Annotated in this window: 16 protein-coding genes and 1 pseudogene; 11 read left to right on the top strand and 6 right to left on the bottom strand. The window is 71.7% G+C overall.

Annotated features, from left to right (window positions below):
- From ACIOEW_RS23905 to ACIOEW_RS23890, 4 genes and pseudogenes are all read left to right on the top strand, one after another.
- Positions 1-246, top strand: a pseudogene (locus tag ACIOEW_RS23905) (hypothetical protein); the annotation flags it as partial.
- Positions 247-629: 383 nt separating this feature from the next.
- Positions 630-1427 carry an ABC transporter ATP-binding protein gene (locus tag ACIOEW_RS23900; RefSeq protein ID WP_401965760.1) on the top strand — a complete coding sequence of 266 codons (798 nt, stop codon included), beginning with the start codon at positions 630-632 and terminating at the stop codon, positions 1425-1427.
- Positions 1414-2334, top strand: coding sequence for an ABC transporter permease (locus tag ACIOEW_RS23895; RefSeq protein ID WP_362542951.1), 921 nt, complete (start codon positions 1414-1416; stop codon positions 2332-2334). The genes ACIOEW_RS23900 and ACIOEW_RS23895 overlap by 14 nt, the downstream gene beginning before the upstream one ends.
- On the top strand, positions 2331-3176 hold the full coding sequence (locus tag ACIOEW_RS23890) for a sirohydrochlorin chelatase (RefSeq protein WP_401965758.1): 846 nt from the start codon (positions 2331-2333) through the stop codon (positions 3174-3176). The genes ACIOEW_RS23895 and ACIOEW_RS23890 overlap by 4 nt, the downstream gene beginning before the upstream one ends.
- Here ACIOEW_RS23890 and ACIOEW_RS23885 read toward each other — a convergent pair.
- Positions 3151-3942 carry a BTAD domain-containing putative transcriptional regulator gene (locus ACIOEW_RS23885; RefSeq protein ID WP_401965756.1) on the bottom strand — a complete coding sequence of 264 codons (792 nt, stop codon included), beginning with the start codon at positions 3940-3942 and terminating at the stop codon, positions 3151-3153. The two genes, ACIOEW_RS23890 and ACIOEW_RS23885, sit on opposite strands and share 26 nt — an antisense overlap.
- Positions 3943-4642: 700 nt before the next feature.
- On the opposite strand from ACIOEW_RS23885, the gene ACIOEW_RS23880 reads away from it, so the two are divergent.
- The 4 genes from ACIOEW_RS23880 (at position 4643) to ACIOEW_RS23865 (ending at position 6795) form a co-directional block, all read left to right on the top strand.
- Complete coding sequence (locus ACIOEW_RS23880) at positions 4643-5062, top strand: hypothetical protein (RefSeq protein ID WP_401965755.1); 420 nt, start codon at positions 4643-4645, stop codon at positions 5060-5062.
- Complete coding sequence (locus tag ACIOEW_RS23875; protein WP_401965753.1) at positions 5059-5838, top strand: transcriptional regulator; 780 nt, start codon at positions 5059-5061, stop codon at positions 5836-5838. Before ACIOEW_RS23880 ends, ACIOEW_RS23875 begins: the two co-directional genes overlap by 4 nt.
- A 38-nt stretch (positions 5839-5876) precedes the next feature.
- On the top strand, positions 5877-6347 hold the full coding sequence (locus ACIOEW_RS23870; RefSeq protein ID WP_362542937.1) for a roadblock/LC7 domain-containing protein: 471 nt from the start codon (positions 5877-5879) through the stop codon (positions 6345-6347).
- 73 nt (positions 6348-6420) lie between these two features.
- Positions 6421-6795: a hypothetical protein gene (locus tag ACIOEW_RS23865; protein WP_362542934.1), complete on the top strand. Its 375-nt coding sequence runs from the start codon at positions 6421-6423 to the stop codon at positions 6793-6795.
- A gap of 443 nt (positions 6796-7238) precedes the next feature.
- Here ACIOEW_RS23865 and ACIOEW_RS23860 read toward each other — a convergent pair whose 3' ends face one another.
- From ACIOEW_RS23860 to ACIOEW_RS23850, 3 genes are all read right to left on the bottom strand, one after another.
- Positions 7239-8084, bottom strand: a complete 846-nt coding sequence (locus ACIOEW_RS23860; RefSeq protein ID WP_362542931.1) for a MurR/RpiR family transcriptional regulator — start codon at positions 8082-8084, stop codon at positions 7239-7241.
- Positions 8085-8264: 180 nt separating this feature from the next.
- Entirely contained in the window at positions 8265-8948 is a 684-nt protein-coding gene (locus ACIOEW_RS23855; RefSeq protein ID WP_362542928.1) for a hypothetical protein, read from the bottom strand.
- The gene (locus tag ACIOEW_RS23850) at positions 8941-9468 is read right to left on the bottom strand and encodes a SigE family RNA polymerase sigma factor (protein ID WP_362542925.1); all 528 of its coding nucleotides are present in this window, start codon (positions 9466-9468) and stop codon (positions 8941-8943) included. Before ACIOEW_RS23850 ends, ACIOEW_RS23855 begins: the two co-directional genes overlap by 8 nt.
- Positions 9469-9626: 158 nt before the next feature.
- Between ACIOEW_RS23850 and ACIOEW_RS23845 the strand changes: the two genes are divergently transcribed.
- Positions 9627-10055 (top strand): hypothetical protein, encoded by a 429-nt coding sequence (locus ACIOEW_RS23845; protein ID WP_362542922.1) that lies wholly within the window; start codon positions 9627-9629, stop codon positions 10053-10055.
- Between the two features lie 21 nt (positions 10056-10076).
- On the opposite strand, the gene ACIOEW_RS23840 is transcribed toward ACIOEW_RS23845, so the two are convergent.
- Positions 10077-10838, bottom strand: a complete 762-nt coding sequence (locus tag ACIOEW_RS23840) for an SDR family oxidoreductase (RefSeq protein ID WP_401965747.1) — start codon at positions 10836-10838, stop codon at positions 10077-10079.
- Positions 10839-10985: 147 nt separating this feature from the next.
- Here ACIOEW_RS23840 and ACIOEW_RS23835 point away from each other — a divergent pair, with 147 nt between their 5' ends.
- Positions 10986-11855, top strand: a complete 870-nt coding sequence (locus ACIOEW_RS23835; RefSeq protein WP_401965746.1) for a helix-turn-helix transcriptional regulator — start codon at positions 10986-10988, stop codon at positions 11853-11855.
- A gap of 272 nt (positions 11856-12127) precedes the next feature.
- Here the strand turns inward: ACIOEW_RS23835 and ACIOEW_RS23830 are convergent, their stop codons facing one another.
- Complete coding sequence (locus ACIOEW_RS23830; RefSeq protein ID WP_362542913.1) at positions 12128-13540, bottom strand: cystathionine beta-synthase; 1413 nt, start codon at positions 13538-13540, stop codon at positions 12128-12130.
- Between the two features lie 210 nt (positions 13541-13750).
- On the opposite strand from ACIOEW_RS23830, the gene ACIOEW_RS23825 reads away from it, so the two are divergent.
- On the top strand, positions 13751-14806 hold the full coding sequence (locus ACIOEW_RS23825) for an SGNH/GDSL hydrolase family protein (protein WP_362542976.1): 1056 nt from the start codon (positions 13751-13753) through the stop codon (positions 14804-14806).
- Positions 14807-14970 lie beyond the last annotated feature (164 nt).

The raw sequence follows: 14970 nt of genomic DNA, 5'->3' as shown, positions 1-14970 counted from the left end.
GTCAAGGACATCCCCTCGCGGCTGACCCTGGACGACCTCTCCCAGCACCCGGCGCCCGGGCAGCTCGTCGCCAACGACATCGGCCGGGTCGTCGTCCGCACCGCCGAACCCCTCGCACTCGACGCCTACGCCGACTCCCGCCACACCGGCTCCTTCCTGCTCATCGCCCCGGCCGACGGCACCACACTCTCGGCCGGCATGGCAGGCGCCTCCTTCACCGCCGGGGAAGAGGAAGCCCAGTCGTGACCCGTGACGGAACACGCCGCTCCGCGCTCCGGCTCATGGCGGCGTTCCCCGCTGCCGCCGTCGGCGCCTGCGGCTCCGAGGCCGCGAAGGGTTCGGTCTCGGGCCCGGCGCCACGCCCCGGGGCGAAGAAGGAAGCTCCCCGTGCCGGTGCTCCACCACGCGTTCGACGACGTGACCGTCCTCGACGACCCCCTCGCCGCCACGCTGCGGATCCAGACCGAGCACGCGGTGCGGGCGGGATGACCGAGGTCCCGGACCTGAAGGGGATCTACGACCTGCGACCGCTGAACAGGGTCCTGCGCGACCGGGGTCTCCACCCCGTCGACGACACGGGGCTCGGCGTCGAGTAACCCCCCTTCCGCAGCTCGTACGGAGATTCCCTCATGATCACTGCCCTGTCCACGTCCACCACCCCCGACGGCAGCACCGAGACCACGGCGTACGCGGCCCGCCTGTCCCTCGTCTCGAAGTCCTTCGGCCGCTCCCCTGCGCAGCCGGTGCTCGACGGCGTCTCGCTGGACGTCGCACCGGGCGAGTTCGTCACGCTGCTCGGGGCCTCCGGCTGCGGGAAGTCGACCCTGCTGAATCTGGTCGCCGGGCTCGACGAACCGACCTCGGGCACCCTCAGCGTTCCGGACGGCCGCCCCGCCCTCATGTTCCAGGAGCACGCGCTCTTCCCGTGGCTCACCGCGGGCAAGAACATCGAACTCGCCCTGAAACTGCGCGGAGTGCCGCGCGGCGAGCGCCGGGAGAAGGCCGACCGCCTGCTGTCCCTCGTCCGGCTGGACGGGGCGCACGGCAAGAGGGTGCACGAACTGTCCGGCGGGATGCGCCAGCGCGTCGCACTGGCGCGGGCGCTGGCTCAGGAGAGCCGGCTGCTGCTGATGGACGAGCCGTTCGCCGCGCTCGACGCCATCACCCGGGACGTGCTGCACGACGAGCTGACCCGGATCTGGCGCGAGACGGGGGTCTCGGTCCTCTTCGTCACCCACAACGTGCGCGAGGCGGTACGTCTTGCCCAACGGGTCGTACTGCTCACGTCCCGGCCCGGCCGGATCGCCCGCGAGTGGACGGTCGACATCGAGCATCCGCGTCGCATCGAGGACACCGCCGTGGCGGAACTGTCCGCCGAGATCACCGACCACCTGCGAAGGGAGATCCGCCGCCATGGCCGGCACTGATCTCCCGGGCCCCGGCCGGGCCGGCGCAGGGGAGAGCGACGGTACGGACGGACTCGCCCGTCTGGAGGCCGGACTCGACGCGCTGGACGCCCGTCCGCAGACGGCGCGCACGCCGCTCCGCACCGTCCTGCTGCGCAAGGTGCTCCCGCCGCTCGTCTCCGTCGCGCTCGTCCTGCTGCTCTGGCAACTGGCCGTCGCCCTGCACCTCAAGGAGACGTACCAGCTTCCCCCGCCGCTCGACGTCTGGGAGGCGCTCGCCAAGGAATGGCGCAGGGGAACCATCCTCGACGTGGTCTGGCAGAGCGTGTCGCGCGGAGGGACGGGCTTCGCGATCTCCCTCGCCATCGGCACACCGCTCGGACTGCTCGTCGCCCAGACACCGTGGCTGCGGGCGGCGATCGGGCCGATCCTCTCGGGGCTGCAGTCCCTGCCCTCGGTGGCCTGGGTCCCGGCAGCGATCATCTGGTTCGGCCTCAGCAACACCACCATCTACGCCGTGGTCCTGCTCGGTGCCGTCCCGTCCATCGCCAACGGGCTCATCGCCGGAATCGACCGGACGCCTCCCCTCTATCTGCGAGCGGGGCATGTCATCGGCGCGCACGGCCTCAGCCGGATCCGTCATGTCCTGCTGCCGGCCGCGCTGCCCGGGTACGTGGCCGGTCTCAAGCAGGGCTGGGCCTTCTCCTGGCGCTCCCTGATGGCCGCCGAACTCATCGCTTCCTCACCCGACCTGGGTGTGGGTCTGGGCCAGCTGCTGGAGACCGGCCGGGCCTACCAGGACATGCCCCTGGTCATGGGCGTCATCGTGCTGATCCTGGGGGTCGGCATCGGAGTGGAGCTCCTCGTGTTCTCCCCGGTCGAACGTCATGTGCTGCGCAGCCGCGGACTGTTGGAGAGGTCCGTATGAGCCGGGCGGGTGCCGCGCCACGGCGGTGGCCGGTCGCCCTGGCGGTGATCGCGCACGGCAGCCGCGACCCGCGCCACCGGGCGACGGTGCGCGCACTCGTCCGGCGGGTGCGGGCACAGCGTCCGGGGCTGCGGGTGGCCGCGGGCTTCCTGGACCACTGCGCTCCCGGCGCCGTCCGGACGCTGGAGCGGCTGTACGACGAGGGAGTGCGCTCGGCCGTGGTACTGCCGCTGCTGATCACTCAGGCCTTCCATGCCGGGACCGACTGTCCGGCCCTGCTGCGGGAGTGCGCGGCCCGCCGCCCGGACCTGTCCCTGCGGCAGTCACGGGTGCTGGGCCCGCACCCCCTGCTGATCGCGGCTCTGGAGCGCCGCCTCGCACAGACCGGGGTCACCGCCGGGGACCGCTCGAAGACCGGGATCGTGCTCGCCACCGCGGGCAGCTGCGATCCGGAGGCGAACGCGGATGTCGCAGCAATCGCGCGGGAGTGGCGGCACACCGGTTGGTGCGCCGTGCGGCCCGCGTTCGCCTCCACCGCCCCTCCCGGCACGGCGGATGCCGTCCGCTCCCTGCGTGCGGACGGCATCCGTCAGGTGGTGGTCTCCCCCTGCTTCGTGGCACCCGGAATGCTGGCCGACCGGGTGGCGCGCGAGGCGTCGTCGGCGGACCTGCTGGCTCCGGTACTGGGCGACGCCCCTGAGATCGCCGCTCTCGTCCTGCACCGCTACGACGAGGCGCGGGCAGGCAGGCCGGCCGGCTCGGGCCAGGGCCTTTCGTCCGGACCCCGCGGGCCCGGCTTGGTCCGGACGAGAGGCCCTAGGTCAGCAGTGGGTCATGCGTGAGAATGGCCTTCTCGTACTGCCTCAACGCCGGCGTCGGCTCGATGCCGAGGTTCTCCACGAGATTCCGCCGGCAGGCACGGTACACATCGAGTGCGTCGCGCTGACGTCCCGTCCGGTAGAGCGCCCGCATGAGCAGCATGCAGAACTTCTCGTGGGTGGGGTTCTGTGCGTAGAGCTCCGCGAGCTCAGGAAGGACCTGCGCATGCCTGCCCACTTTGAGCTCCAGCTCGTAGAGGAGCGTCAGGGCCGAATGACGGGATTCCACGCACTTGGCCGTTGCCGCCTGACAGATCGGCCCCCCGGCCAGCCCTCCGAAAACCGGACCACGCCAAAGGGAAAGAGCTCCCCGGAGTATCTCGATTCCGGTTCGCGGATTGATGGATTCCTCTTTCTCGAGCAAATCCTCGATGGAATCCAGGAAAACGTAGGCATCGATTTCCGAGCGGTCGGCCCTGAACAGGTACCCCGAGGGGCTGCTGACCACGCGCGGTCCCGCACCCGTCGGCTCCAGCGCACCCAGGCTGCGGCGCACCCTGCTCACCTGGGCCTGCAGGGCGTTCTCCACCTTGGCGGGTGGCGTGTTCCCCCACAGCTCCCGGACCAGGGCCTCGACCGTGACGAGAGCTCCCCCCGACACGAGCAGCGCGGCCAGCAGCGTCTGCTGCATCACGCCGGTCGGCCGCAGCACGCACTGCCGGCCCTCATAGACCTCTATGACCCCTAGTACTGAGAAGTACACTGCTCCGCCCCCGTGGATGCCGTGCATGAAAAAAGGTGCCCTGCGACTCCCCCGGGACGAGGAAGGAGGACACCGTTCAGACCTGCCTCGGACAGTGCTGTATCCGGACAATTACCAATACCTCCGGCAGCCCATACCCGCCAGGGTCTTCTTATGCCGACGAGATCCTTACCGTAGAACTGGCGCACCGAATCCCCCATTGATCGAGAACGCTTCTCCGGCCCGCACCCCCGAGCCCCCCACCTTTAGTCCAATTCGAAACCATTTGCCTGGACCAATTCATTCGTCGGGGTGAGCGCAAGGCTAACCGAACCTTCGTGCGATACTAATAGGCCATCTCGACGGGCGTCAATCGACTCAAGAACTCTGACGCAATTCCGTATACATGGAGTTGCGTTTTAGGGGTTGCGGCCGACCGGCGCGTATTGCCGTCCGCCCGGCACGCCCGGCACGGGCGCCTCCTGCGCCCCACCTCCCGGAACGCCGCAGCCCAGCCGTGCGCCGGCGCGATCCGGAGGGTGCGCCACCGCCCCGGACCGCCGAAGACCGAGCGGTGAGCGGTTGGCCGAATCCGTCAACGGTGGCCGGAGACATCCGGCCACCCGCATACGCCTCCGTACCGTACGAGGCGCATGTACCTATGGAAAATGCCAGAACTCCCACCTGGAGTAAGCACGTTGCGTAATCTCAGGGTCACAGCCGCACGCAGCGTCGGAGGGGAGTCCGCGTGCCCGGAATCGACGAGTGCCTGCTCGACGTCATGAGACTGCCCGGTGCCCGTGGCGCCGCCGTGGTCGACTGGACGAGCGGTCTCGCCCTCGGCACCATCGGCGACTCGCCCAACGGCGATCACGAGGCCACCGCCGCGGAGACGGCGGAGGTGGCACGGATGGCGGCCGAACAGCCCGCCTTCGCGGCCGGCTTACCTGAAGCGCCGACCGCCGCGCCCGGTACGGACGTGACGGGAACCCCGCTGGTCGAGGACGTCATCGTCACGACCCGCGCCGGCTACCACATCCTCCGGTTCGTCGAGACGGACTTCGACAGCAGCGTCTTCCTCCACCTGTGGCTGGACCGCGCGGAGGGCAATCTGGCCCTGGCCCGGATACGGCTGGGCGAGATGGCCGAGCGGCTGGTCCTCGCATGAGAACCACCACCCCCGTCCCGGGCGCCGTCCCCTCGCCCATGCTCCAGCGCCTCGCCACCGAACGGGCCACCGGTGCCCTGATGCGCGACCGCGGCACCCTGTACCTGGCCGACGGCAAGGTGGTGCACGCCGAGAGCCCGGCCACCCCCGGCATCGACGTCCTGCTCACCCGGGGCGGCTCACTGCACCGCGAGGGATGGTGGGACGCGGTCGCCCAGGCCGGTGCCGGGCAGCGAGTGGGCCGCTACCTCGTGGACAGCGGCAGGGTGCCGGGCGGCGCCCTGGAGCTGTGCCACCTGGGCGCCCTGTACGACGCGGCGTTCTTCGCCCTCGCCCCGACCCGGACCCCGGCCCGTTTCCGCTACGGGGTGGCCCACTGGATCGGCCCGGTCCGTCCCGTACCCGTGGACGCCGTGCAGCGCGAGACCCTCCGGCGCCGGGAGCTGCTGGAGCGGATCTGGCCCGAGGCGGTGACCGACAGCGCCCCGCTCGTACGGACCGGCCGTCCGGCCGACTCCCCCGTGCCGCCGCGCCAGCGCCGCGTACTGGAGCGCGTGGACGGGGTGCGTACCGCGACGGACATCGCGCAGGAACTGGGCAGGTCGGCGTTCCACACCCTGGTCGACCTGCGGCGGCTGGCGGCCGCGGGACTGGTCGCGGCGGTACGCGAGACGGCGGACCCGTCCGCTGCCGGCCGGATCACGCTTCCCGAGGTCACGGCCGACCCCGACGTCGCCCTGTTGCGCCGGCTCCGAGACGCATTGGAGGCCCTGTGATACGCGCGCTCAGACAGCGTGCCGGGAGGAGACAGCTGATGGTGCCCGAGGCCGAAGTGCAGGATGTCCTGGCCGAGCTCCAGCGGTTACGGGCCCGGGTTCCGCTCCTCTCCGGCGCACTCGCGGCCAGTACCGACGGACTCGTCCTGGCCCATGACACCCCGGGAGTGGAGGCGGAGGGCGTCGCCGCCCTGACCGCGGCCGCCCTGGGCGTCTCGATCCGGATGACGGACGCGACCGGCCGCGGCGGCTTCCGCGAACTGCTCGTACGCGGCGAGACGGGATACATCGCGACGTACGCCGCCGGCTCCTCCGCCGTGCTGACCCTGCTCGCCGAGGACCGCATCAACGTCGGCCGGCTCCATCTCGAGGGCCGCAGGTCCGGCTCCCGGATCGGCGAGCTCGTCGACGCCGCCCTGGAGCGCGCCCCGCAGCCCGCACCCGGCATCCGGGGGCCGGTGCCCCGCACCCCGCAGCAGCCCGGCCCGCTGCCGCACCGCACGACATGACCCGCACGAGCCCCGCATGACCCAGAAACGGAACCGGTCGTCCCGACCGGTCAGGGAAAGGAAACGAGCACTCATGGCGAACACCGAAGCGTCACTGAAGGAAGCGATGTCGTCCATCGAGGGCACCACCGGTGTCGCCCTCGTCGACTACACGAGCGGCATGGCACTGGGCACCCTCGGCGGCGGCAAGGACTTCAACCTGGAGGTCGCGGCCGCGGGCAACACCGACGTCGTACGGGCCAAGCTCCGCACCATGGAACACCTCGGCATCCAGGACGAGATCGAGGACATCCTGATCACCCTGGGCACCCAGTACCACCTGATCCGGCTGCTCAAGACCCGTGGGAACAACGGCCTGTTCCTCTATCTGGTGCTGGACTCCAGCCGGGCCAACCTGGCCATGGCCCGCCATCAGCTGAAGAGGATCGAGGCCGACCTGGAGGTCTGACCCCGACTCAGCGGGGGCGGGTCCCCGCGGGGTGCGGGGTTCCGTCCTCAATCGCCGGACGGGCTTTCGTGCGGGTCCCCCGCGGGGTGCGCGCCACCCCGTGGGTGGGGGTGTGGCCCCTCCGGGGCGTCTCCTCAGAAATGGCGTGATCACCCGGCTCCGTGAAGGACCCGGGTCGTACGCCATTTCCTGCGGGCCCCCCTGCACGGCCCCACCCTGCATCGCCTGTGTCTGCACACCGGCCATACGACTGCCGCAGACGCTGCACGGCCGGGTCCGGGGCCGTGCAGGGGAGTCCCCCGCAGGACGACGAACATCGACCCGGGTCCGTCGCGTACCCGCAGAACGTTCGTCGTCCGAGGAGACACCCCGGAGGGGCCCCGGACCCCCACCCACCGGGCCACAGCGCCCCGCGGAGCACCCGCACCAAGACACGAGACGGCTCACTCGACGAAAAGGCTCCGCGCCGCCGCCCGCGCGTCGAACTCCTCCAGCCTGGCCTGCGCGTCGGGCAGGTCGTCGCACATGGCCTCCAGCAGCACCCGTCCGAGCAGCATGGGTGCACAGGCCGTGTCGAAGGCGAGCCCCGTTCCGACGGCGGCGGGGATCAGCAGATCGCTGTGCGCGGCCACCGGCGCGAAGGCGGAGTCCGCGACCGACACCACGGTCAGCCCCTGCTCCCGGGCGTAGGCCAGCGTGTCCACGACCTCGCGGGGGTGGCGGGGCAGCGCGAAGCAGAGCAGCGCGCCGGCACCGGCCCGCCGGGCCGCGTCGATCCGGTCGTGCAGCGTGCTGCCGCCCTCGTCGAGCACCCGGACGTCGGGGTGCACCTTGGCGGCGAAGTACCCGAACCCCCGGGCCTGCGAGGAGGCGGCACGCAGCCCGAGCACGAGCAGCGGGCGCGAGGCTGCGAGCAGCTTTCCGGCCCGTTCGACCGGCCCGGGGTCGGCGAGCAGTTCGGCGAGATGGCGCAGGTTCTCGATCTCGCCGAGCACCGCCTGCTGGTACTCGTTGTACGTGTCCTCCCCGCCGCCCTCGCCAGGTCCGGCCGGGGCGACCTCGCGCAGGTGCTTGCGCAGTGCGGGATAGCCGTCGAACCCGAGGGCGACGGCGAACCGGGTGACGGAGGGCTGGCTGACCCCGGCCAGTTCGGCCAGTTCGACGCTGGAGAGGAACGGGGCGTCGCCGGCCCTGCGCACCATCGAGTGCGCGATGCGCCGTTGCGTGGGCGTGAGCCTGCGCCCCTCGAACAGCTGCTGCAACCGTGCGGCCGGGCTGCTCCCGCTCATCCTGTCCCCTCGGTAGATCCGTCGCGCCGGGATCCGGCACCGACGGATCCATTCAGCCAGCAAGCCGTCTGCATGTCCATATGCAGACGGCTTCGTGCGGCTTGAGCCCGACCCGCCCCCGCCCGCCCCGGCTGCCCGCAGGTCGGGACCCGTGAGCAGGGTGCGGACCGGACGGATCCGTCAGCGGGCGGCTCTGCCGTCCAGGACCTCGACGACCGACACCCAGGAATTCCAGCGCCGGACGGTGACCCGCATCGTGCGACCGTCCTTCACCGTGCCGGACCACGCGCTGCTTCCCGTCCCCTCTTCGTCCGCGGTCGGCGGCGCGGACGTCAGACCGCACGCGGTCATCGCACCGCGCAGCAGCGTCAGCTGTTCGCGCGCGGTGGCCGCGTCGTCGTACGTGACGAGGCGGTGCTGTGCCAGGGCGTCGTCGCGGCCCCGGTACTGCAGGCTGTACCGCTTCTGACCGGGCTCGTCCGTCCTGGCGAACGAACCGGGGCATGCCTGGTCGAGACCCACCTGCGGCAGCGGGCCGCCCTGCGGTGCGGCGTCGTCCGGCAGACCCTCGTTCGCCTTCCAGTGCCACTGCGCGTACCCGGGCAGTTCGTCCGCCTCCCGCATCCGGACCACCCCATCCGTCAGGAAGGGGTTCTGCGGGGCGACGGCGACCGTGCCGTGCCCCCTCTCCGGGGACTCCGGCAGAACGACGGCGCACACCCCGGCAGTCACCAGCACGGCCGCACCCGCCACCGCCCGGACCGCCCGGCTGCGGGTCCGCCTCCGCCGGCCCTGCGTGCGGATCTCCTCGGCGGCCGGCAGCCGCACCGCGACGCCCTCCAGCAGTTCCTCCACATCAGCCACGGTGGACACTCCCCTCCCGCTCGGCACCGAGCATCGTGTCGGCGAGCCGTTCGCCGAGAATTCTGCGGGCCCGGTGGAGCCGGGTCCGTACCGCGCCGCTCGACATGCCCGTCTCCCGGGCCACTTCCTCCACCGGGAGGTCCAGCAGATGGTGCAGGACCACGGCCTGCCGCTGGTCAGCGCTCAGCTTCCTCAGTGCCTCGACCAACGCCACCCGGTCCTCCGAGAGCCCCGGCACATCGGTGGCCGCACCGTGCCGGAAGTGCGCCCGCACCCGGCTGCGCGTCCTGCGCCAGGTACTGATCCCCAGTCGTACGGCCACCGTCCGCACCCAGGGCAGCGGGTCGCCCTCCGCGGTCACCTTGTCCCAGCGCTGCCACGCCCGCACGAACGCCTCCTGTACCGCGTCCTCCGCCTCACCCAGGTCCCCCGTCACCGCATAGACCGTCGCGATCAGGCGCTTGGCGGTCGCCGCGTAGAACGCGTCGAACGCGTCCGCATCCTCGGATCCTGCTGTCATGGCCCCCGTCCGTCTCTTCGCGTACTCACGAGAACTGCTTCTTCTCTGTACACGCGCCGGCGGGGCCGGATGTTACGCACCACTTTCCGGGCGGCCCGGTGGGAAACAGGGGGGTTAGCCCCACTGACCCGGGCGCCCCCGCTTCGTACCGTGGAACCATGGACGCACCCGACACCGAGCTCAAGAAGGAGCTCAAGGCCACCCTGCAGGCCCGCAGCGAGCTGGGGGCCGAGTACGAGTCCGCGCTCGTCGAGTCGTTTCTGGAGAAGGTCGAGCAGCGGCTCGACGGCACGCTCGACCGGCGGGTCCGGCGGCATCTCGCGGAGCAGCAGATCGTCGTCGCCCGAGGAGCGCGCGCTCCGGAGCCGCAGCTGGGGCACTTCGGTGAGCGCTACGGGTTCGGGATCATCTCGCTGGTCCTGGCGATCCCGCTGTCCGCCATCGGTGTCGCGAACGCGGGGATCAAGGGGCTCGTCGTGGCCTGGCTCGGCATCGTCGGCGTCAACGCCTTCCAGGCGGCCCACGGCGGACGGCTGTTCAGGCGCCGGGAGAACGAGCGGCGGACGGCGTCCGACTGGGAGGACTGAGCGCGCGCTCCCGCGACGTCGTCACGCCTGGCGGGTCGGCAGCACGACCAGCTGGCGCAGGTTGATGTGGCGGGCCCGGCTGGTCGTGTAGGCGATCAGGTCGGCGATCTCGTCGCTCGACAGCCCGCCGAGCGCGTCGAACATGCCGTCGAGCTGTCCGCTGAGCTCCGCGTTGTCGACGTGGCCGGCCAGTTCGGAGTCGGTGAGGCCGGGCTCGATGTTCGTGACGCGGACGTCGCGCGGCCCGAGTTCGGTGCGCAGCGAGGCCGACAGGTAGGTGAGCGCGGCCTTCGTGGCGCCGTACACCGCGTAGTTGGGGAACGTGATGTGCGCGCCGATCGACGAGATGTTGACGAGGTCGGCGGTGCGGCCCTCGGCGGCGGCCGCGACCAGGTCGGCCGTGAAGGCCCGGATGATGCGCAGGACGCCCGTCACGTTGGTGTCGAGCATCCGCTGCCACTCGTCGGTGCGGCCCGCGTCGACCGGGTTCGGCAGCATCACTCCGGCCGCGTTGACCACCAGGTCCACCCGGCCGAACTCCGCGTGCACCCGCTCGGCGGCGGCGTCCACGGATGCCTGGTCGGTGACGTCGGCGGCCACGGCGAGCGCCTGGCCGCCGTCGGCGGTGATCCTGGCGGCGAGCTCGTCCAGCCGCTCCGCGCGGCGGGCCAGCAGTGCCACCCGGACCCCCTGGGCGGCGAGCAGCCGCGCGGTCGCGTTCCCCATGCCGCTGGCGGCTCCGGTGATGACGGCGGTGCGGCCTGCGAGCGTCGTGTACGACATGTCCGTACTCCTTGGGGTGATCCCGCCGGGGCGTCTCCCCGGCTGGTCCCCACTCTGTGACGGCGCGCGGCGCCTACCCAGGGATGCGTCTTTCCTGGGTCCGGCAGTACCAGGCTGGGAGACGGCCGGTCTTCTACGATCGGCGGCATGGACGGCGACCTCGGAGACTTCCTCCGCTCACGACGTGCCCGCATTCAGCCCGAGGACGTGGGGCTGAACTCCTACGGCAGAAGGCGCGTCCCCGGGCTCCGGCGCGAGGAGGTCGCCCAGCTCGCCGGGGTGAGCGTCGACTACTACATCCGGCTGGAACAGGGGCGCGGCCCCAGCGTCTCGGACGCCGTGCTCGACGCGATAGCCCGGGTGCTCAGGCTGGACGGGACGGAACACGCCTACCTGCGCACGGTGGCCCGCCCCGGGCCACGCACGGCGACGCCGGTTGTCAGGCAACGGGTACGCCCGGGGCTGCGGCTGCTGCTGGACACGCTCGACCGGGCACCCGCCTTCATCCTGGGCCGCCGGATGGACGTGCTGGCGTGGAACGCGCTCGGTGACGCGGTCGTCGGCTTCTCCCGGATGCCCGCCGCCGCACGCAACATGCCGCGCCAGACGTTCCTCGAGCCGGCGGCACGCGAGCTGTACCCGGACTGGCCGGCCGTCGCGGCGGAGACGGTCGCGTATCTGCGGCTGGACGCGGGGCTGCACCCCGATGACAAGCAGCTCGCCACCCTGGTCGGCGAGTTGTCGCTGAAGAGCGAGGACTTCCGCCGGCTGTGGGCGGACCACCAGGTGAAGGCGAAGACGTACGGCGTGAAGCGGATCGACCACCCGGTCGTGGGCGGGCTGACGCTCCCTTACGAGACGCTCGGCGTGCCCGGCGATCCCGACCAGTCCCTGGTGGTCTACACCCCGGAGCCCGGTTCGCAGACGGCGGAACGCATCGCGCTGCTGGCGAGCTGGGCAGCCGCGCCGCGAGCACAGGACGGTGACGGGGAGGAGGCGCGTGGTCTCCGCGCATAGATGTGTCGCGGGGACCGCCGCACCCCCGGTTTCCCAGGGGGCGGGACGACGGCGGTCCCCGCGAAGGACGCGTTCCGGGTCAGGGCCGGTCTCGCATCCGGGCGACGGTGGAGGTCCGGGAGCCGCTCCGTAGTCCGTGTCGCCGTATCGGTGCCGGCGGGTTTCCCTGCCGACACCCACTAATCTGCCTGAGCCGTGTTAAGCCGGTGCTGCGGCCACGTGTCGCGCTCGTACCGTTTTCACGAAGCCCGCGCTCCGGCCGGACCGACGGCCTACGGCTTGGCGGGCGTGGCCGTCGCGTCCTTGGCGAGGAACGCCAGCAGGTCCTGCCGGCTGACCACGCCCTTCGGCTTGCCCTCCACCAGCACGATCGCGGCGTCCGCAGCGCCCGTACCGCCGAGCACCGCCATCAGCTCCTCGACCGCCTCGCCGGAGCCGACCTGCGGCAGCGGCGGCGACATGTGCTTCTCCAGCGGGTCGGTGAGCGAGGCCTGCTGGGCGAAGAGCGCGTTCAGCAGCTCCCGCTCGACGACCGAGCCGATGACCTCGGCGGCCATCACGTCCGGGTGACCGGCGCCGGGCTTCACGATCGGCATCTGCGAGACGCCGTACTCGCGCAGCACGTCGATCGCCTCGCCGACGGTCTCCTCCGGGTGCATGTGGACGAGCGTCGGGATCGGGCCCGCCTTGTAGTCGAGGACGTCGGCGACGCGGGCGGACGGGCCGGTGTCCTCCAGGAAGCCGTAGTCGGCCATCCACTCGTCGTTGAAGATCTTGCTCAGGTAGCCGCGGCCGCTGTCGGGCAGCAGGACGACGACCACGTCGTCGGGCCCGAGCCGCTTCGCGACCTCCAGGGCTCCGACGACCGCCATGCCGCAGGAACCGCCGACCAGCAGCCCCTCCTCCTTGGCGAGGCGTCGGGTCATCTGGAAGGAGTCCTTGTCGGACACGGCGACGATCTCGTCGGTGACCGTCCGGTCGTACGCCGACGGCCAGAAGTCCTCGCCGACGCCCTCGACCAGATACGGCCGCCCGGAGCCGCCGGAGTAGACCGAGCCCTCCGGGTCCGCGCCGATGACCTTGACGGCGCCGCCGCTGGCCTCCTTCAGATAGCGGCCGGTGCCACTGATCGTGCCGCCGGTGCCGACCCCCGCCACGAAGTGGGTGATCTTCCCGTCCGTCTGCTCCCACAGCTCGGGACCGGTGGTCTCGTAGTGGGAGCGCGGGTTGTTCGGGTTGGAGTACTGGTCGGGCTTCCAGGCTCCCGGCGTCTCACGGACCAGCCGGTCGGAGACGTTGTAGTACGAGTCCGGGTGCTCGGGGTCGACCGCCGTCGGACAGACGACGACCTCGGCTCCGTAGGCGCGCAGCACATTGATCTTGTCCGTGGACACCTTGTCCGGGCAGACGAAGATGCACTTGTAGCCCTTCTGCTGCGCGACGATCGCCAGACCGACGCCCGTGTTGCCGCTCGTCGGCTCGACGATGGTGCCGCCGGGCTGCAGCTCGCCGCTCTGTTCGGCGGCCTCGATCATCCGCAGGGCGATCCGGTCCTTGACCGATCCGCCGGGGTTGAAGTACTCGACCTTGGCCAGGACCGTCGCCTGGATGCCTGCCGTGACACTGCGCAGCCTCACCAGCGGGGTATTGCCTACGAGGCTGATCATCGAATCGTGGAATTGCACCGTGTACTCCGGGGTCTCCGAGATGGTGCCGCAAGAGTATGCGTACGGGCACGAGATTGGGCGAAGCGATTGAACGACGGCCCCTTGGGGGCAGTTAGCTCTGTGTACGGCGGTGACGGCCTCACCCTCGATCACGACGGACTCCGCCGGCGATCGCGGGTGAGGCCGTAAGGCAACGAGGAGGTGGACCGGACTGTGTCGAGGGCAAGGGTGGCACGGCGGATCGCAGCGGGCGCGGCCTACGGCGGTGGCAGCGTCGGACTGCTGGGCGCCGCGGCGGTGGGCGTCCTGCTGACGGAGGTCCAGCTGGCGAAGCGGCAGGTGGGAGGCGGCACCGCACCGGTCCCGCCGAGCGCGGACGGGCGGTACGGGGTGGCGTTCGCCGGCCCTGCGGACCCGCTGCGGTTCGGGCTGCTCGGGGACTCCACGGCGGCCGGGCAGGGGGTGCGCCGGGCCGGGCAGACCCCGGGGGCGCTGCTCGCCTCGGGGCTGGCGGCGGTGTCGGAGCGGCCGGTGGATCTGCGCAACGTCGCGCAGCCGGGCGCCCGGTCGGACGATCTGGAGCGGCAGGTCTCGCTGTTGCTCGCGGATCCGTCCCGCACACCGGACGTCTGCGTGATCATGATCGGGGCGAACGACGTGACGCACCGGATGCCCGCCACCCAGTCGGTGCGCTGTCTGACGACGGCGGTGCGCAGGCTGCGTACGGCGGGGGCCGAGGTCGTCGTGGGCACCTGCCCGGACCTGGGCACGATCGAGCCGGTCTACCAGCCGCTGCGGTGGGTGGCCCGGCGGGTGAGCCGGCAGCTGGCGGCGGCGCAGACGATCGGTTCGGTGGAGCAGGGCGGGCGCACGGTGTCGCTGGGCGACCTGCTGGGGCCGGAGTTCGAGGCGAACCCGCGGGAGCTGTTCGGCCCGGACAACTACCACCCGTCGGCGGAGGGCTACGCGACGGCGGCGATGGCGGTCCTGCCGACGCTCTGCGCGGTGCTCGGTCTGTGGCCGGAGACCGACCGGCTGGACGGGGCCCGGCGCGAGGACATGCTGCCGGTGGCCAAGGCGGCCTCCCAGGCGGCCAAGGAGGCCGGTACGGAGGTCACCGGGGCCCGGGCGCCCTGGGCACTCCTCAAGCACCGCAGGCGGCGGCGTCTGCCCGCGGCCACGGAGCCGCACCCGCATCCGGAGATGCACGGAGAGGCGGGCGGCTCCACCCGGGTGGAGCCGCGTCCGGGCACCGACACGGGCACGTCGTCCCGGCATGCCTGAGGGAGCCGGGGGGCTCCGCGCCGGCGAAGCCCCCGCCGAAGGCCTGCCGAGGACCAGCCGAAGCCGCAGTCCCGCGACGGCGGGCCCCGGCCGCATCACCGGCCGCATCGCCGGCGGACTGAGCGGTTGCTTAGAAAAGAGGCCCGCATCACATGCCCGGTCAG

Origin of the sequence: Streptomyces sp. NPDC087901, from assembly GCF_044742205.1 — a bacterium.
In the GTDB taxonomy this organism is placed as follows: domain Bacteria; phylum Actinomycetota; class Actinomycetes; order Streptomycetales; family Streptomycetaceae; genus Streptomyces.
The sequence above is the reverse complement of the archived record's forward strand: the minus strand, read 5'-3'. Positions and strand labels throughout refer to the sequence as shown.